Consider the following 18,384-nt stretch of genomic DNA (forward strand, 5'->3'; position numbering starts at 1 on the left):
GGTGGTCGTCAGGCGTCCCGGACGAGCGGGCAGGTCATGCAGCGCGGGCCGCCGCGGCCCCGGCCGAGCTCGCTGCCGCGGATCGTGATGACCCGGATCCCGTGGCGGCTCAGCTCGTTGTTGCTCGTCGCGTTGCGCTCGTAGGCGACGACGACGCCGGGCGCGACGGCGAGGACGTTGGCGCCGTCGTCCCACTGCTCGCGCTCGGCGGAGAACACGTCCTGCGTCGGGGTGATCACCTTGATGTCGTCCAGGCCGAGCGCGGCGGCGATCGCCCGGTACATGTCCTCCGCCGGGTGATCGGTGATCTTCAGTTCCTTCTCGGTGTCGCCGGGCTCGACGGTGTGCGACAGCAGCATGCCCATCCCCGCGTAGGCGGTGAACACGCCGTGGTCGACCATCGTCATGACGGTGTCCAGGTGCATGAACGCCCGCTTGTGCGGCATCCGCAGCGCGACGATCCGGGTGCAGGACCCGGCGGCGAACAGCGACTGCGCGAGCATCTCGACGGCCTGCGGCTGCGTCCGCTCGCTCATCCCGACCAGCACGGCGCCGTTCCCGATCACCAGGACGTCGCCGCCCTCCAGCGTCGCCGGGGCCATCGCCGTCCCGCTGCTCCACACGTGGAAGCCGCCCTCGGCGGGCCGGCCGTAGCCGGCGGCGAACAGCGGGTGCCAGCGGTAGACGGCCTCCATGTTCACCGTCTCGCGCATCCGCGCCTTCTTGCGCATGGTGTTGATCGAGACGCCGTCGTAGATCCAGCAGGAGGTGTCGCGGGTGAACAGGTGGTTCGGCAGCGGCGGCAGGATGAACCCGTCCATCGGGATGGAGTGGAACGCGATGGACGCGGGCTCGGGCATCCGCTCCAGCATCTCCCGCTTGGTGATGCCGCCGATGAGGTAGGAGCCCAGCTCGTGGACGTCCATCGCGTCGAAGCAGTTGCGGATCGCGTCGGTGGCGAGCGGGCCGAACCAGTGCGGGTCGACGACGGCGTCCAGGATGTGCTTGCGCGCCTCGGGGATCCCGATCGTCTCGCGCAGCAGGTCGATCAGCAGGTGCGTGCGGACGCCCTCCGCCCGCAGGACGTCCTCGAACTCCGCGTGCTCCTCCACCGCGCGCCGCACCCACAGCACGTCGTCGAACAGCAGCCCCGCCGCGTTGGACGGGGTGAGCCGCTTCAGCGACAGCTCGGGCCGGTGCAGCAGGACCTCCCGGAGCCGGCCGGCCTCCGAGTCAACGTGAAACATCCCCACCTCCGCCGAGCGCGGCCGCGTCGCCGCGCGCCCCCTGCCCGCCGGGGCCGGCCCGGCGGTACGACCGCAATTCCCGCGCTCGGGCCCGCGAAACTCGGCGGGCTCCGACCGGGAGGCTTTACCCGACCTTCACCCGGTCCGGCGCCGGGGCCCGGCGCGAAGCTGCCCGGCCGCAGACCTAGACTCGTCGGCATGACACCCCCCGGAGGCGGCGGCCGGCACAGCGCTGTCGAGCTGCGCTCGCTCGTGAAGCGCTACGGGACGGCCGGCCGGGAGCGGCGGGCCGTGGACGGGCTGTCGTTCAGCGCCGCGCGGGGCGCGGTGACCGCGCTGCTCGGCCCGAACGGCGCGGGCAAGACCACCACGATCGAGATCTGCGAGGGGTTCCGGCGGGCCGACGCGGGCACCGTCCGCGTCCTCGGGCTCGACCCGGCCGCCGACGCGCGGGCGCTGAAGCCGCGGGTCGGGGTGATGCCGCAGTCGGGCGGCGTGCCGGGCACGGCCCGCGCCGGGGAGTTCCTGGAGCTGGTCGCCTCGTTCCACGCGACGCCGCTCGCCCCCGCCGCGCTGCTGGAGCGGCTCGGCCTCACCGAGCACGCCCGCACCCCGTTCCGCCGCATGTCGGGCGGGCAGCAGCAGCGGCTGTCCCTGGCCGTCGCCATCGTCGGGCGCCCCGAGCTGGTCTTCCTGGACGAGCCGACCACCGGCCTCGACCCGCAGGCCAGGCACGCCACCTGGGAGCTGATCGGCGACCTGCGCGCCGCCGGGGTGTCGGTGGTCCTCACCACCCACAACATGGAGGAGGCCGAGCGCCTCTCCGACCACGTCGTCATCGTCGACCACGGCAAGGTCGTCGCCGAGGGCGCCCCCGAGGTGCTGACCGGCGCCGAGCGGCAGCTGCGGTTCCGCGCCCGGCCCGGCCTCGGCCTCGACGAGCTGCTCGCGGCGCTGCCCGCCGGGAGCGCCGCCAAGGAGTCGCCCGCCGGGCACTACCTGATCGAGGCGGACGTGCGGCCGGAGCTGCTCGCCACCGTCACCGCCTGGTGCGCCTCGCACGGCGTCCTCACCGAGGACCTGCGGATCGAGCGCCGCACCCTGGAGGACGTCTTCCTCGAACTGACCGGACGGGAGCTGCGCGCATGACCGCCCCGCTCGACCTCTCCCCCGCGCCGGGGGCCGTCCCGCTGCCGCGGATGGTCGTGTCCCAGGCCCGCTACGAGTTCCGCACCGTGCTGCGCAACGGCGAGCAGCTGCTGCTGACGCTGATCATCCCGGTGGTGCTGCTCGTGCTGTTCAGCGCCACCTCCCTGCTGGACCTCGGCGCCGGCCGCCGCGTCGACTTCCTCACCCCCGGCATCCTCGCGCTCGCGGTGATGTCCACGGCGTTCACCGGGCAGGCGATCGGGACCGGGTTCGAGCGGCGCTACGGCGTCCTCAAGCGGCTCGGCGCCACCCCGCTGCCGCGCGGCGGGCTCATCGCCGCCAAGACCGCCAGCGTGCTCGCCGTCGAGGCGGTGCAGGCCGCGGTGATCTGCGCGGTCGCGCTGGCGCTCGGCTGGCACCCGCACGGCGACCCCGGCTCGGTGGTCGTCCTGCTGCTGCTCGGCACCGCCGCGTTCTCCGGGTTCGGGCTGCTCATGGCCGGGACGCTGCGCGCCGAGGCCACCCTCGCCGCCGCGAACCTGGTGTACATCCTGCTGCTGGCCGTCGGCGGCGTGGTGTTCCCGCTCGAGAAGTTCCCCGGCCCGGTGCGCGACGCCCTGGAGCTGCTGCCGATCTCGGCGCTGGCGGGCGGGCTGCGCGACGTCCTGCGGGACGGCGCCGCGCTCCCCGCGCAACCCCTGCTCGTCCTCGCGGTGTGGGCCGTCGCCGGACTCGCCCTCGCCGCCCGCTTCTTCCGGTGGGAGTGATCGTTGGCACTCGCTGAGGCGCCCGGCTCGTTCGGCGGCGCGAGCCGCGCACCGGGCCGCATCCGCGCGCTGTCGCCGGCGTCGGTGCCGCCGCCCGCGCTGATCCTGCTCGGCATCGTGTCCGTGCAGGTCGGCGCGGGCCTGGCCAAGCACCTGTTCGACCGGCTGCCGCCGACGTCGGTGGTGGCGATCCGGCTGCTGGCCTCGGCGCTCGTGCTGGGGTTCCTGGCCCGCCGGGCGCTGCTGCCGGTGCTGCGCGAGCACTCGTGGCGGAGCCTCGCGGTCGTCGCCGGCTACGGCGCCTCCCTGGCCGGGATGAACTTCGCGTTCTACCAGTCGCTGTCGCGGATCCCGCTGGGCGTGGCGGTGACGATCGAGTTCCTCGGCCCGCTGTCGGTCGCGATCGCCGGCTCCCGCCGCCCCCGCGACCTGGTGTGGGTGGTGCTCGCCGCCGCGGGCGTGGTCATGCTCGCCCGGGGCGGCGGCGACCTGGACCTCGTCGGCATCGGGTTCGCGCTGCTCGCCGCCGTCGGCTGGGCCGCCTACATCCTGCTCACCGCCGCCACCGGGCGGCGCATCCCCGGCACCACCGGGCTGGCCCTGGCGAGCATCATCGGCACGCTGGTGATGCTGCCGGGCGGCATCGCGGCCGGGGTCGCCGCGGGCGGCGGGGCCCTGCTCGACCCGACGCTGCTGCTGATCGGGCTCGGCGTGGGGCTGCTGTCGTCGGTGATCCCGTACTCGCTGGAGCTGGAGGCGCTGCGCCGGGTGCCGGCGCGCGTCTTCGGGATCCTGATGAGCATGGAGCCCGCCGTCGCGGCGCTCGTCGGGCTGGTGGTGCTCGGCGAGGTCCTGTCCGGCCGGCAGTGGGTCGCGGTCGGCTGCGTCATCGCCGCCTGCGCCGGGGCCACCCGCGGCCAGAAGGATCCGCCGGAGGCTCCCGAAGCCTGAGCGGTGGCGGGCTCATGTGGCAGGGTGGAAAGATCAAGGCGTAACGGGTCGTCCAGCATGGGGAGAGGAGCCGCCGTGATCGGCCGGACCGAGGACCAGGGCATCCCGCCGGAGTTCTTCGAGGCGGGCTCGGCGTCGTTCGTCGACTTCCTGCGCGTCCACTCCCCCGAGCTGCTCCCGGTCAACCGGGTGCCGGAGGGCGACGCGCCGGAGCTGCCGCACGGCACCACCATCCTCGCGCTGGAGTTCCCCGGCGGCGTCATGATGGCCGGCGACCGGCGCGCCACGCAGGGCAACCGCATCGCCTACCGGGAGCTGGACAAGGTCCAGCGCGCCGACGAGTACTCCGCCGTCGCGTTCGCCGGGACGGTCGGGCTGGCGCTGGAGATGGTCCGGCTGTTCCAGGTCGAGCTGGAGCACTACGAGAAGATGGAGACCGTCCCGCTGTCGCTGCCGGGCAAGGCCCGCCGGCTGGGCGCCGTCATCCAGGCCAACCTCGCGCAGGCGCTGCAGGGCCTCGCCGTCGTGCCGCTGTTCGCCGGCTACGACCCCGACACGGCCGAGAGCCGCATCTACACCTACGACATCACCGGCGCCCCGCAGGAGGCCCGCGACTTCCACGCGGACGGGTCCGGCTCCCCCTACGCGCTCGGGGCGCTGAAGAAGCTGTACCGGCGCGACCTGTCCCTGGAGGACGCCGCCACCGTGTGCGTCCAGGCCCTGTACGACGCGGCTGACGACGACACCGCCACCGGCGGGCCCGACCCGTCCCGGCGGATCTACCCGACGGTCGCGGTCGTCACCGAGGACGGCTACCGCCGCCTGCCCGAGGACGAGGTCTCCGCGATCGCCGACGAGGTCGTCCGCGGCCGGATGGACAGCCCCGGCGGGCCCACCGCGCCGCTGCGCTGACCACCGGCCGAGCACGGGAAACGTCGTACCCCCCGCCTAGACTCGGCCGTATGGCACGCGCTAACGACGAGGCCGCCGCGCTCATCCAGGAGCTGGCCGACCTGCTGTCCATCACCGGCGGTGACGCCTTCAAGATCAGGGCGTACGAGAAGGCGGCGCGGGCGATCGCCGGGTACCCCGACGACATCGCCGGCCTCGACCTGGCCGGGCTGCGCAAGATCCCGACCGTGGGCGAGGCGATCGCCAAGAAGGTCCTCGACTACACCACCACCGGCACGATCCGGCAGGTGGAGGAGCTGCGCACCCAGATCCCGGCCGGGGTCCGCGCGCTCACCGCCATCCCCACGCTCGGCCCGAAGAAGGCCCTCGCCGTCTACGAGGAGCTCGGCATCTCCTCGGTGGACGAGCTCGCCGCCGCCATCGGCGAGGGGCGGCTGCGCGGCCTCAAGGGCTTCGGCGCCAAGACCGAGGAGAACATCCTGCGCGGCATCGAGCTGCTGCGCAGCTCCGGGGAGCGCGTCCTGGTCGACGCCGCCGCGGCCGTCGCCGACGAGATCACCGCCGCGCTGTCGGAGCTGCCCCAGGTGGAGCGCTGCGCGCACGCCGGGTCGCTGCGCCGGATGCGCGAGACGATCGGCGACGTCGACGTGCTCGCCGCGTCCCGCGACCCGCGCCCGATCATGGCGGCGTTCACCGCGCTGCCGTTCGTGGCGGAGGTCATCGCGAGCGGCGACAAGAAGACCTCGATCCGCACCGCCAAGGGGCTGCAGGTCGACCTGCGCGTCGTCCCGCCCGAGTCGTGGGGCGCCGCGCTGCAGTACTTCACCGGTTCGCAGGCGCACAACATCCGCACCCGCGAGATCGCCGTGAAGGCGGGCCTCAAGCTGTCGGAGTACGGCCTGTTCGACGCGGAGACCGACGAGCTGATCGTGTCGGAGACCGAGGAGGAGGTCTACGAGCGCCTCGGCCTGCCGTGGGTGCACCCCGCCCTCCGCGAGGACACCGGCGAGATCGAGGCGGCCCTGAAGGACGAGCTGCCCCGCCTCGTCACCGTCGACGACCTGCGCGGCGACCTGCACAGCCACACCGACCTGACCGACGGCATCGCCTCCCTGGCCGACATGGTCGCCGCCGCGCACGCCCGCGGCCTGGAGTACTACGCGATCACCGACCACGCCCCGAACCTGGTGATGCAGCGCATGACGGACGAGAAGATGCTCGCCCAGCGCGCCGAGGTCGCCGAACTCCAGAAGCGCTACGGCGACCTGGTCCTGCTGCACGGCACCGAGCTCAACATCGATCCGGACGGCGGCGTCGACTGGGACGCCGACTTCCTGTCCGGCTTCGACGTGTGCGTCGCCTCGATCCACTCCCACTTCACCCAGGACCAGGCGGCCATGACCCGGCGGCTCGTCCACGCCTGCGAGAACCCGCACGTGCACGTGATCGGCCACCCGACCGCGCGCAGCATCGGCCGCCGCCCGCCGGTGGACGCCGACTGGGACGAGGTGTTCCGGGCCGCCGCCGGCACCGGCACCGCCATGGAGATCGACTCGTTCCCCGACCGGCTCGACCTGCCCGCCGACCTGATCCGCCGGGCGAAGCGGTTCGGCGTGAAGTTCTCCGTCGACACCGACGCGCACTCCCTCGCGCACCACCGCAACATCCGCTACGGGATCGGCACCGCCCAGCGCGGCTGGCTGACCCCCGACGACGTCATCAACACCTGGCCGCTGGCCCGCCTCCGCGAGTTCCTCGCCAAGAAGCCGTAGGGGCGGGGGAGGTCAGGCGGGCTGCGGGGTCTCCGCGGGCCGGACGGCGGCCGGGGCGGGCGCCGCGGCGGGGACGGGGCCGCGGTCGCGGAGGGCGAAGAAGAGGCGGAACGCCGCGATCCACATCAGCACCGCGCCGAGCATGTGCAGGAGCACCAGCCCGGCGGGGACGCCGAGGAAGTACTGGGTGTAGCCGATCGCGCCCTGGACGACGATGAGGCCCGCGAGCTCCAGCGCCCGCAGGCGCGCGCTCCGCAGGCCGGGGCCGCCGGCGCGGTAGAGGGCGATGGCGACGGCCGCCGTCAGCGCGATGGTGAGCCAGGCCAGCTCGCCGTGGATGCGGGCGACGTCGGTGATGTCGAAGCCGTAGCGGCGGGACTCGGCGTCGCCCGCGTGGGGGCCGGTGCCGGTGACGACGGTGCCGGCGACGAGCACGGCGGCGCACGAGACCAGCAGCACGGCGGCGAGGCCGCGCGTCCACGGCCCGGTGAGCCGGCGCGGCGGCGCGTCGCCCTCGCCGGCGCGGATCCACAGCCCGACGCAGAACACCAGCAGGGCGGGCGAGACGAGGAAGTGCAGCGACACGGCCGCCGGGTGCAGCTCGGTGAGGACGACGATGCCGCCGATGACGGCCTGCGCGACCACGCTCATCGGCTGCGCGAGCGCCCACCACACCAGGTCCTTGCGGCGCGGCACGAGCCGCAGCGCCGCGACGAACACCAGGATGCCGACGCCGAGCACCACGAAGGTGATCAGCCGGTTGCCGAACTCGATCGACATGTTCAGCCAGTGGTGCTCGGGGTTGTGCGTGGGGACGAGGCTGTCGCCGCTGCAGCGCGGCCACTCGGGGCAGCCGAGCCCGGACTCGGTGACCCGCACGGCCCCGCCGCTGACGACGATCAGCACGTTGCCGAGGATGCCGAGCAGCGCGAGCAGCCGCAGCGATCCGGGGGTCGGACGCCAGACGGCGTTCCAGGTCCGGTTCAGGAAGTTGGACGACGGTCGCTCTGCCACGGCCCCCATCGTATGGCCGGGTCCCGGCGGTCTTGACCCGCCCCCCGGTTACGTGCCATAGGGGCCGGGCGGGCGCGGCGGCAGGAACCCCGACGGCCCCTGCGCCGCCCACGGCGGGCCCGCGGGCCAGTTCGCCCCGGCGCGCGGCGGGGTGCGCAGGAACGCCTGCCTGGCCAGCGACATCAGCTCCAGCAGCGCGTCGCGGCGGGTGACGAACCAGCGCTCGTCGGCCACCCCCCGGTCGGCGCGCTTGTGCAGCAGCGCCAGCTCGGTCGCGGCGAGCTGGTAGTCGGTCATGGCGCGGCCGGCGGGCGGGCCGCCGACGGACCGGGCCCACCGGCGGGCGGCCCGGCGGGACGGGATGGAGCGCAGCATCCGCACGTCCTGCGGTGTCACGAGGCCCGTCCCGGCGTACCGCGGCAGGTAGGTCTCGATGCGGCGGACGGTGCCGCGCCGCTCGACGAAGACGATGGCGATCAGCGTCACCAGGACGCCGAAGTCCAGCAGGTAGACGATGCCGAGCCCGGCGAGGCCGAACGCGCCGGCGGCGCCGTTCCACAGGCCGTGCAGGACCATCGCGCCGAGCAGCCCGAGCAGCGGCGCGGCGAGCTGGCCGCGCCGGTGGGTGGCGGCGTAGGCGACGCCGAGGCCGGTCATGGAGGTGAACAGCGGGTGGCTGAGCGGCGCGATGAGGCCGCGCAGGACGAACACCGCCTGGAGCTGCTGGGCGCCGCCGTCCTCGAACGCCCGCATGTAGTAGGTGATGTTCTCCATCATGGCGAAGCCGAGGCCGACCATGGCGGCGTAGATGATGCCGTCGGCGAACCCGTCGATCTCGTTGCGGCGGAACCAGAGCAGCCCGAACAGGACGGCGCCCTTCAGCGTCTCCTCGATGATCGGCGCGCCGAAGGTGGCGCTGACGAAGTGGCCCTCGGTCTCGCCGAAGATGGGCACGGTGACGTACAGCAGCCCGGCGGTGTTGAGGACGAGCGCGCCGAGCACCGCGATCCCGGCGCCCCACATGAACGAGAACACGAGCGCGCGCGGGGGCTCGGGCTCCAGCCGGTCGAGGGTGAGCGCGAGGGCGACCAGCACCGGGATCGGCAGGATGGCGAGCAGCACGCCGACCCAGAAGCCCGCCCCGCCGAACGCGGCGTCGGCGCCGAACGCGACCAGGATGCAGAGCCCGGACACGGTCAGGCCGACGATGAGGCCGACCGGGGGACGGCCGGGCACCCGGCCGTCGAGCACCGCCTTCGGGTCCATGCGCGCCATGTCGTGAGGGTAACGGCAGGTGGGGGCGAAGCGCTAAGCCGGGACGGCCACGCGGCGTGACCGCCCCCGGGAGCGTCAGTGCAGCAGCGGGTCGACCGCGACGGCGGTGAACAGCAGCGCCAGGTACACGTTCGACAGGTGGAAGAAGCGCATCGGCCGCAGGTGGACGCCGGTGACGCCGGCGCGCACCGCCTTCAGCAGCCGGTGGCCCTCGGCGAGGAACACCAGGCCGAGCACGACGGCGACGGCCCCGTACACCGGGCTCATCGCGGCGACCGGCCACAGCGCCAGCGAGGCCGCGACGGTGGCGTAGGTGTAGGCGAGGCTCTCGGTGACGACGCGGCGCTCGGACGCGACGACCGGCAGCATCGGGACCTTGGCGACGGCGTAGTCCTCGCGGTAGCGCATCGCGAGCGTCCACGTGTGCGGCGGCGTCCACAGGAACACCACCATGAACAGCACGAACGGCGTCCAGGCGACGGACCCGGTGATCGCGGCCCAGCCGATGAGGACGGGCATGCACCCGGCGATGCCGCCCCACACGACGTTCTGCGAGGTGCGCCGCTTGAGCAGCAGCGAGTACACGAAGACGTAGAACAGGATCGCGAACAGCGATCCGGCCGCGGCGACCGGGTTGACCGTCAGCAGGAACCCGGCCGTGGACAGCACGGCCAGCGTCACCCCGAAGATCAGGGCGCGCGCCGGGGTGACCTGGTGGCGGGCCAGCGGGCGGCGCCGGGTGCGGCGCATCTTGGCGTCGATGTCGCGGTCGATGTAGCAGTTGATCGCGTTGGCGGACCCGGCGGACATGGTCCCGAACGCCAGCGTGAGCAGCACGGTGGACAGCGGCGGGACGCCGCCGGCCGCGAGGAACATCACCGGGATCGTGGTGATCAACAGCAGTTCGATGACGCGTGGCTTCGTGAGCGCCACGTAGGCGCGCACGCTCGCCCCCACCGTGCGGCGGGCGGCGCTTTCGGCGGGGTCCGGCACGAGGGCCGGCGCGAGCGCCCCCGGCACCCGCTCGTCGAGCTCGACCCCGCGCTTGCTACTGAGCACCGTCACAATCGGGTCCACGTCCAACTAGGGATGAGAAATCGGTCCACCTCGGCGGTGCCCCCGCGTTCCGGGCCGGCCTCCGGTTGATGCGACTTCGGCTGGTCTTGTTGCGGCGGCCGCTTTCCGTCGGCCGCGCCATCACTGTAGTCCGACCCCTCCGGGGGTCGTGCACCGGGTCGCCGGACGCGCCGGGCCATGATCGTCCGGCCCTGGCGGCGAGCCCGCGGACGTGCCCGCGGACGTGCCCGCGGGACGGGCCGGCGGAGGGCCGCGCACGCCCGTCCGGACGCGTCCGGGATCACCCTCCGGATCCCCCGTGCGGGGGGTTAGTCCCAGGGGCGTCCGGGCAAGGGTGCATGAAGGCGCCGCGCGGTCCGGGACCCGGACGCGCGCGCCCCCCGGCGCGTCCCGTCCCCGCCTGCGGCGGCCCTCCCGCGCGATAGGCTCGCCTGGGGCGCGGCATGATCTTCGCCCGCCGCGGACCGGCGGCGGAACGGGGCAGGGGGAAGCGCGCCGGGTCGCCGGGCGTTACGGCCATCGGAGGCCGCGGCCGGGCGGCACGGGGCTGTGGCGCACAACATTACAGAGTCATCTTGACACCGGTTCGAGAGGAGCCTGGCGTTCCGTGAGCAGGGACAACAGCACGTTTGAGTGGTCCGACAAGGACCGGCGCGCGGTGGACGTGATCCGCGCCCTCGCCATGGACGCGGTCGAGGAGGCGGGCTCGGGCCACCCCGGGACGGCGATGAGCCTCGCGCCCGCCGCCTACCTTCTTTTCCAGCGCTTCCTCCGGCACGACCCGACGGACCCGCACTGGGCCGGCCGCGACAGGTTCGTGCTCTCCTGCGGCCACTCCAGCCTGACCCTCTACATCCAGCTGTACCTGTCGGGCTACCCGATGACGCTGGACGACCTGAAGGCGCTGCGCAAGTGGGGCAGCCTCACCCCCGGGCACCCGGAGCACGGGCACACCGCCGGGGTGGAGACCACCACGGGACCGCTCGGCCAGGGCATCGCGAACGCGGTCGGCATGGCGATGGCGGCGCGCCGCGAGCGCGGCCTGTTCGACCCGGACGCCCCCGAGGGCACCTCCCCGTTCGACCACACCATCTGGGCGTTCGCGTCGGACGGCGACATCGAGGAGGGCATCAGCCACGAGGCGTCCGCCCTCGCGGGCCACCAGCGCCTCGGCAACCTCGTGCTGCTCTACGACGACAACAAGATCTCCATCGAGGACGACACCGCGATCGCGCTGTCGGAGGACGTGCAGGCCCGGTACGCGGCCTACGGCTGGGACGTCCACCGCGTCGACTGGACCGAGAACGGCGACTACGAGGAGAACGTGGCCGCGCTCGCGGCGGCGTTCGCCGCGGCGAAGGCGGAGACGGCCCGCCCGTCGTTCATCGCGCTGCGCACGATCATCGGCTGGCCGGCGCCCAACAAGAAGAACACCGGCAAGATCCACGGTTCGGCGCTCGGCGCCGACGAGGTCGCCGCGACCAAGCGGATCCTCGGCCTGGACCCGGCGGAGACCTTCCAGGTCCCCGAGGACGTGCTGGCGCACGCCCGGCAGGTGTGCGAGCGGGGCCGCGCCGACCACGCCGCCTGGAACGAGGCGTTCGGCGCGTGGCGGTCGGCGAACCCCGCCCGCGCCGCCGAGTTCGACCGGATCTCCTCGCGCACGCTGCCGCCCGGCTGGGAGGAGGCGCTGCCGGCGTTCGAGGCGGGCAAGGACATCGCGACCCGCGCCGCGTCCGGCGAGATCCTGGCGTCGCTGGCGCCGGTGCTGCCGGAGCTGTGGGGCGGCTCGGCCGACCTCGCCGAGAGCAACAACACCACGATGAAGGGCGAGCCGTCCTTCATCCCCGAGGAGTTCCAGACCAAGGAGTTCCCCGGCCACCGCTACGGCCGCACGCTGCACTTCGGCGTCCGCGAGCACGCGATGGGCGCGATCTGCAACGGCATCGCGCTGCACGGCGGCACCCGCCCCTACGGCGGCACGTTCCTGATCTTCAGCGACTACATGCGCCCGGCCGTCCGGCTCGCGGCGCTGATGAAGCTGCCGGTCACCTACGTGTGGACGCACGACTCGATCGGCCTCGGCGAGGACGGCCCGACGCACCAGCCGGTCGAGCACCTGTGGGCGCTGCGGGCCATCCCCGGCCTGGACGTGGTCCGGCCCGCCGACGCCAACGAGACCGCGGTCGCGTGGCGGACGATCCTCCAGCACACCGACCGCCCGGCGGGCCTGGCGCTGACCCGGCAGAAGCTGCCGACGCTGGAGCGCGGCGGCGAGCTGGCGTCCGCGGAGGGCGCGGCCAAGGGCGGCTACGTGCTGGCCGACGCCGACGGCGGGCAGCCCGAGGTCGTCATCATCGCGACCGGCAGCGAGGTGCAGCTCGCCCTGGAGGCGCGCACGGCGCTGCAGGCCGAGGGCACCCCGACCCGCGTGGTGTCGATGCCGTGCGTGGAGTGGTTCGAGCAGCAGACCGACGCCTACCGGCAGGAGGTCCTCCCGCCCGGGGTGAAGGCGCGCGTGTCCGTCGAGGCGGGCGTCGCGCTCGGCTGGCGCGGCTACGTCGGCGACGCGGGCGAGTCGGTGAGCCTGGAGCACTTCGGCGCGTCCGCCGACTACAAGACGCTGTTCCTGCAGTTCGGCATCACCGCCGAGCGGGTCGTCGCGGCGGCCAAGGCGAGCCTGATCAAGGCCGGCGTGCACGGCGCCGGGCGCGGCGAGACCACCGGCAACTAGGAGGAGAGCGATGAGCGACATCCTGAAGGAGCTCTCGGACGAGGGCGTGTCGATCTGGCTGGACGACATCAGCCGGGACCGGCTGCGGACGGGCAACCTGGCCGAGCTGGTCAAGGACAGCCACGTCGTGGGCGTCACCTCCAACCCGACGATCTTCGCCAAGGCGCTGAGCAAGGGCACCGCCTACGACGACCAGGTCCGCGACCTCGCGGCGCTGGGCGTGGACGTCGAGGAGGCGTCCCGCGCGATCACCACCTACGACATCCGCTGGGGCTGCGACGTGCTGCGCCCGGTCTACGACCGGACCGACGGCGTCGACGGCCGCGTGTCGATCGAGGTCGACCCGCGGCTGGCCCGCGAGACGGCCAAGACGGTCGCCGAGGCGCGGATGCTGTGGTGGCTGGTGGACCGGCCCAACCTGTTCATCAAGATCCCCGCGACGCGGGAGGGCCTGGCCGCGATCACCGAGACGCTGGCGCAGGGCATCAGCGTGAACGTGACGCTGATCTTCTCGCTGGAGCGCTACGGCGAGGTCATCGACGCGTTCTTCGCCGGCCTGGAGCGGGCCCGCGACAACGGCCACGACCTGTCGAAGCTGGCGTCGGTGGCGTCGTTCTTCGTCAGCCGGGTGGACACCGAGATCGACAAGCGGCTCGACAAGATCGGCTCGGACGAGGCGAAGGGGCTGCGCTCCAAGGCGGGGCTCGCCAACGCCCGGCTCGCGTACGCGCTGTACGAGGAGAAGTTCGCCACCGACCGGTGGAAGGCGCTGAAGGACGCCGGGGCCCGTCCCCAGCGGCCGCTGTGGGCCTCCACCGGCGTGAAGGACCCGAACCTCAACGACACGCTGTACGTCGACGAGCTGGTCGCGCCCGGCACCGTCAACACGATGCCGGAGGCGACGCTCGTGGCCGAGGCCGACCACGGCCAGGTCCGCGGCGACACCGTCCGCGGCACCTACGACGACGCCCGCGCGCACATGGCGGCGCTGAAGGCGGTCGGCGTGGACTACGACGACGTCGTGCGGGTCCTGGAGGACGAGGGCGTGGAGAAGTTCGCGGCCTCGTGGAAGGGCATGCTCGACTCCATCACCGGCGAGCTGGAGTCCAAGAGGGCCGGCGCGTGACCTCGGTGGTGACCGCCGGGGGGATCTCGGTCACCATCCGCGGCGCCGTCGTCGACGAGGGCGAGACGGTCCTGGACCGTCTCGTCTCCGACGGCGTGCCGGGCTCGCTCGCGTCCCGGAGCGCCAAGCTGTGGGGGCCGGACGCGGCCCCGCTCGCCGCCCGCCGGCTCGGCTGGCTGGACCTGCCGGAGACCTCGCGGTCGGCGGCGGACCGGCTGGCCGAGCCGGCGGGCGACGCCCGCGCCGCCGGGCTCGACCGGATCGTGCTGGCCGCCGCCGGGGGGACGGCGCTGGCCGCCGAGGCGATGTGCCGCACGGCCGGCGTCGAGCTGACCGTCCTCGACACCACCGACCCGCACGAGGTGGCGGGCGTACTGGCGGCCGGCCTGGACCGGACGCTCGTCGTCGTGGTCGGCGAGAGCGTCGAGGCCGAGTCGCTGCGGCGCGTGTTCGGGCGGGCGTTCGCCGAGGCCGGGCTGAAGGGCGCGGAGCTGGCGCGCCGGTTCGTGGTCGTGGCCGAGGAGGGCTCCGCCCTCGCGCGCGCGGCCGCGGACGTCGGCCACCACCTCGTCCCGGCCGAGCCCGATGTCGACGACCGGTTCGGGGCGCTCGGCGCCCGCTCGCTGGTCCCGGCGGTGCTCGCGGGCGCGGACGCCGGCGCCCTGCTGGAGGAGGCGTCCGGGCTCGCCGCCACGCTGCGGCAGCCCTACGACAATCCGGCGCTGGCGCTCGGCGCGGCGCTCGGCTCGTCGGCGCTGGGCGTCCGCGACAAGCTGGTGATCGCCGACCACGGCTCCGGCCTGGACGGCCTCGCCGGGTGGGCGGAGCAGCTGGTCGGCGGCGCGCTCGGCAAGGACGGCAAGGGGCTGCTGCCGGTCGTGGTGGAGGGCGTCGACGCGCCCGGCTTCGCGCTGGCCGGCGACCTGCGGCGGGTCATCCTGGGCCGCCGCCCGGACGAGCCGGGCCCCGGCCGCGAGGCGGGGGTGAGCGTCGCGGGCCCGCTCGGCGCGCAGTTCCTGCTGTGGGAGTACGCGGTCGCGGTCGCGGCGCGGGTGATCGGGGTGGACCCGTTCGGCGAGCCGGACGTGGCCCAGTCGCGGGAGAGCACGGCCGCGCTGCTGCGGTCGGAGGAGGGCACCGCGCCGACGGTGGTGCGGCGGCCGCCGGAGCTGGTCGAGGGCGCGGTCGAGGTGCACGCCCCCGAGGACGCGCTGCGCGGCGCCAAGACGCTCACCGAGGCGCTGGAGAGCGTCCTCGCGGACGTCCCCGGCGGCGGCTACCTCGCGGTCCTGGCCTACCTGGACCGCCGCGGCGACGCGGCGGCGGCCGCGCTGCGGCCGCTGCTGGCCGCGCGGGGCGCCGAGGTCCGCCGGTCCCCCGCGCCGGTCACGTTCGGCTGGGGGCCGCGCTACCTGCACACGGCCGGCCAGTACCACAAGGGCGGGCCGCTGAACGGGGCCTTCCTGCAGATCACCGGGGCGGTCACGACCGACGTGCCGGTGCCGGGCAAGCCGTACACGCTGGGCGAGCTGCAGCTCGCGCAGGCGTTCGGCGACCTGCGGGTGCTGCGCGCGCTCGGCCGCCCGGCCGTCCGGCTGCACCTGCGGGACCGGGCCGAGGGCCTCGCGCAGCTCGCCGCCGCGCTCGGCTGACGGCCCGGCGCCCGCGCCGCGCGCCCGCCGGGACGCAGGGCGACGACGCGAATCCGGGACGCGACAAAGAAGATCGATGGAGATGGTCGCGAATGCCCGTTCTCTCCTGAAACGATGGGGGGCAGGAGGGAACGGTGTCCGGATTCGACGTACTGACGCGCGGCGACGTGCTGGACTCGGCGCTGCAGGCACGGGACTACCTCGTGAGCTGCGGCGTCCCCGGGGCGCTGGCCGCCAAGGACCCGCGGCTGTGGGGGCGGCGCGCGGTGGACCACAGCCGGCTCGGCTGGCTCGACCTGCCGTTCGCCTCCCGCGGGCTGCTGAACCAGGTCGGCGGGCTCGTGTCGGAGGCGCGCTACTCGGGCCTCGACCACATCGTGCTGATCGGCGTCGGCGCGGAGAGCCTCGCCGCGCAGGCGATCATGGAGGCGCACACGCCGGCGCTGGCCGGCGCGGGCGGCCCCGCCGCCGCGCCCCCGGCCGGCGCCGAGCGGACGACCGGCGAGCTGACCGTGCTGGACGGCGGCGACACCGCCGCGCTGGCGTTCGCGATGGAGCGGCTCGACCGAACGCTGGTCGTCCTGGCGAGCAAGGCGGGCGTGTCGCTGGAGGGCGACGCCTACCGGCGGATCTTCGCCGCGGCGTTCCGCGAGCGGGGCATGTCGGAGCGGGAGATCGCGGGCCGGTTCCTGGTCATCACCGACCACGGCAGCCCGCTGCACGACTTCGCCCGGCAGTGCGGCTACCGGATCGGGCTGACCGACCCGTACCTGCCGGGGCACTACGGCGCCCTGTCGGCGTACGGGCTGGTCCCGGCGGTGCTGGCCGGCGCGGATGCCGACCGGCTGCTGGACGAGGCGGCCTCGCTGGTGCCGTCGCTGTCCAAGGACGAGGACAACCCGGGCCTGCTGCTCGGCGCCGTCATCGGCGGCTGCGCGCAGCAGGCGGAGGGCGGGCTCGCCCGCGACAAGGTGCTGCTGCGCGAGCCCGGCGGGCCGGGCGCGCTGAGCGCGTGGATCTCCCAGCTGCTCGCCGTCGGCACCGGCAAGCGGGGCCGCGGCGTGCTGGCGTTCGAGCCGCCCGGCGGGCGCGGCGAGTTCCCCGACGTGCACGGCGTGTCGATCAACCCGAGGTCGGCGGCGCAGGACGACTCCGACACCTCGGTGTGGGCGCCGCTCGGCGCGCAGTTCCTGCTGTGGGAGTACGCGACGGCCGTCGCCGGGTGGCTGCTCGGCGTGAACCCGTTCGAGGCCGGCAGCACGGTCGTGCAGGAGGCGGAGGACGACGCGGCGATGCTGCTGCGCGGCGCGGCGGCGGGGTCGCTGACGGCGGAGCGGCCGGTGTACGTCGAGGACGGCATCGAGGTGCACGCCGACTTCCCGTGGCCGCCCGGCGCGGAGCTGCGGACCGTCCTCGGCGGGCTGGTCGCCTCGGTGCCCTCCGACGGCTACCTGTCGGTGATGACGTACCTGTCGGGCGACTTCTCCGGGCGGTACCTGGCGCCGTCGCTGGCGCGCGCGTCCGGGCGTCCCGTCGCCTATGGGCCGGGCCCCGGCTACCCGCACGCGACCGGCCCGGTGCACAAGGACGGCCCCGGCAACGGCGCGTTCCTCATCATCACCGGCGACCCGGCGCCGGGCGACGCGCTCGCCGCGCACCCGGTGCCCGGCCGCCCCTACAGCCTGGCGCAGTTGCGGCTGGCGCGGGCCCTCGGCGAGCTGCGGGCGCTGCGGCAGCGCCGGCTGCCGGTGATCCGGCTGCACCTGCGCGACCCGGTCGACGGCGCCGGCCGGCTGACCGAGGCGGTCCGCGCGGTGGCGGGGGCGCGCAGGCCGTGAGCTTCACCGCCGTCGTCTCGGGGGAGACGGCCATCACCGCGCGCGGTCCGCTCAAGGAGGCCGCGGAGCGGGTCCTCGGCCGGTTGTGGATCGACCAGGTGCCGGTCCGGCTCGCGTCCGAGGACGCGTCGCTGTGGCCGTCCGCCGCGACCGCCGGGGTGGCGGGCCGGCCGCTGTGCTGGCCCGGCCAGCCCGGCCCGGGCCGCGCCGCGCTGGACCGCGCCGAGGAGCTGCGCGCCGGGGCCCGCGCCGAGGGGCTGACGGAGGTCGTGCTGCTCGGCGGCGGCGCGCCCGCCCGCGCCGCCGAGCTGATCGCCGCGAGCGGCGGGGCGCCGCTGACCGTCCTGGACGGCCTGGAGCCCGGCCCGCTGCTGCGGCTGCGCGACGACGGGGAGCGGCTCGGCCGGACCCTGGTCGCCGTGACCGGCGACGACCCGGGCGCCGAGACGCTGCGGTCGGTGCTCGCCGGGATGCTGGCGGACACCGGCCTGTCCCCCGCCGAGACCGCGCGGCGGTTCGTCACGGTCGCCGAGCCGCGCACCGCCGCGGCCAAGCACGCCGCCGAGGCGGGGCATCCGCTGGTGGAGGCGCCGGCCGCGACCGCGTTCGGGGCGCTGTCGCCGTACGCGCTGGTGCCCGCCGCGCTCGCCGGCGCCGACGTCCGGGCCCTGCTGGAGGAGGCCACCGCGGTGCTGCCCGCGCTGACCCGGCCGGAGAACAACCCGGGGCTCGTCCTCGGCGCGATCCTCGGCGGGGCGGCCCCCGCGGGCCGCCCGACGGCGGTGGTCGGCGGCTACGCCGCCGCCCACCCCCCCCGCGCGCGCGGGGCGGCGGACCGGCTGGACGGGGCGACCGCCGGGGGAAAGGTCA

General features: G+C 74.7%; 13 protein-coding genes and 1 pseudogene. 10 read left to right on the forward strand and 4 right to left on the reverse strand.

The genetic code is table 11. The features are described 5' to 3' along the window. Positions 1-8: 8 nt before the first annotated feature. Positions 9-1,247, reverse strand: a complete 1,239-nt coding sequence (locus AB0K34_RS34920) for an arginine deiminase (protein WP_364553163.1) — start codon at positions 1,245-1,247, stop codon at positions 9-11. A 198-nt stretch (positions 1,248-1,445) separates the two neighbouring features. On the opposite strand from AB0K34_RS34920, the gene AB0K34_RS34925 reads away from it, so the two are divergent. From AB0K34_RS34925 to polX, 5 genes are all read left to right on the forward strand, one after another. Beyond that, positions 1,446-2,396, forward strand: a complete 951-nt coding sequence (locus AB0K34_RS34925; protein WP_138638028.1) for an ABC transporter ATP-binding protein — start codon at positions 1,446-1,448, stop codon at positions 2,394-2,396. Then, positions 2,393-3,163 (forward strand): ABC transporter permease, encoded by a 771-nt coding sequence (locus AB0K34_RS34930; protein ID WP_138638027.1) that lies wholly within the window; start codon positions 2,393-2,395, stop codon positions 3,161-3,163. Before AB0K34_RS34925 ends, AB0K34_RS34930 begins: the two co-directional genes overlap by 4 nt. Positions 3,164-3,166: 3 nt before the next feature. Beyond that, positions 3,167-4,114, forward strand: coding sequence for an EamA family transporter (locus tag AB0K34_RS34935; protein WP_138638026.1), 948 nt, complete (start codon positions 3,167-3,169; stop codon positions 4,112-4,114). A gap of 75 nt (positions 4,115-4,189) precedes the next feature. After that, positions 4,190-5,026: a proteasome subunit beta gene (gene prcB / locus AB0K34_RS34940; RefSeq protein ID WP_364553165.1), complete on the forward strand. Its 837-nt coding sequence runs from the start codon at positions 4,190-4,192 to the stop codon at positions 5,024-5,026. Between the two features lie 50 nt (positions 5,027-5,076). Continuing rightward, positions 5,077-6,798, forward strand: a complete 1,722-nt coding sequence (gene polX, locus AB0K34_RS34945; protein ID WP_364553166.1) for a DNA polymerase/3'-5' exonuclease PolX — start codon at positions 5,077-5,079, stop codon at positions 6,796-6,798. A gap of 12 nt (positions 6,799-6,810) precedes the next feature. Here the strand turns inward: polX and AB0K34_RS34950 are convergent, their stop codons facing one another. The 3 genes from AB0K34_RS34950 to AB0K34_RS34960 form a co-directional block, all read right to left on the reverse strand. Next, entirely contained in the window at positions 6,811-7,812 is a 1,002-nt protein-coding gene (locus AB0K34_RS34950; protein WP_364553167.1) for a COX15/CtaA family protein, read from the reverse strand. A gap of 48 nt (positions 7,813-7,860) precedes the next feature. Beyond that, on the reverse strand, positions 7,861-9,087 hold the full coding sequence (locus AB0K34_RS34955) for a PrsW family intramembrane metalloprotease (protein ID WP_364553168.1): 1,227 nt from the start codon (positions 9,085-9,087) through the stop codon (positions 7,861-7,863). Between the two features lie 75 nt (positions 9,088-9,162). After that, positions 9,163-10,080 (reverse strand): heme o synthase, encoded by a 918-nt coding sequence (locus AB0K34_RS34960; protein WP_240807907.1) that lies wholly within the window; start codon positions 10,078-10,080, stop codon positions 9,163-9,165. Between the two features lie 691 nt (positions 10,081-10,771). Here AB0K34_RS34960 and tkt point away from each other — a divergent pair. From tkt to AB0K34_RS34985, 5 genes and pseudogenes are all read left to right on the forward strand, one after another. Beyond that, the gene (tkt, locus tag AB0K34_RS34965) at positions 10,772-12,898 is read left to right on the forward strand and encodes a transketolase (RefSeq protein ID WP_138638021.1); all 2,127 of its coding nucleotides are present in this window, start codon (positions 10,772-10,774) and stop codon (positions 12,896-12,898) included. A 10-nt stretch (positions 12,899-12,908) separates the two neighbouring features. Next, a complete protein-coding gene (tal, locus tag AB0K34_RS34970) occupies positions 12,909-14,024 on the forward strand; it encodes a transaldolase (protein WP_364553169.1) in 1,116 nt (371 codons plus the stop codon). Beyond that, on the forward strand, positions 14,021-15,676 hold the full coding sequence (locus tag AB0K34_RS34975; protein WP_364553171.1) for a glucose-6-phosphate isomerase: 1,656 nt from the start codon (positions 14,021-14,023) through the stop codon (positions 15,674-15,676). The genes tal and AB0K34_RS34975 overlap by 4 nt, the downstream gene beginning before the upstream one ends. Positions 15,677-15,810: 134 nt before the next feature. Beyond that, positions 15,811-17,514 (forward strand): phosphoheptose isomerase, encoded by a 1,704-nt coding sequence (locus tag AB0K34_RS34980; protein ID WP_364553172.1) that lies wholly within the window; start codon positions 15,811-15,813, stop codon positions 17,512-17,514. Continuing rightward, positions 17,511-18,384: pseudogene (locus tag AB0K34_RS34985) on the forward strand (hypothetical protein); the annotation flags it as partial. The gene AB0K34_RS34980 and the pseudogene AB0K34_RS34985, both read left to right, overlap by 4 nt.

The sequence above is a fragment of the Actinomadura sp. NPDC049382 genome (genome assembly GCF_040677125.1).
In the GTDB taxonomy this organism is placed as follows: domain Bacteria; phylum Actinomycetota; class Actinomycetes; order Streptosporangiales; family Streptosporangiaceae; genus Spirillospora; species Spirillospora geliboluensis.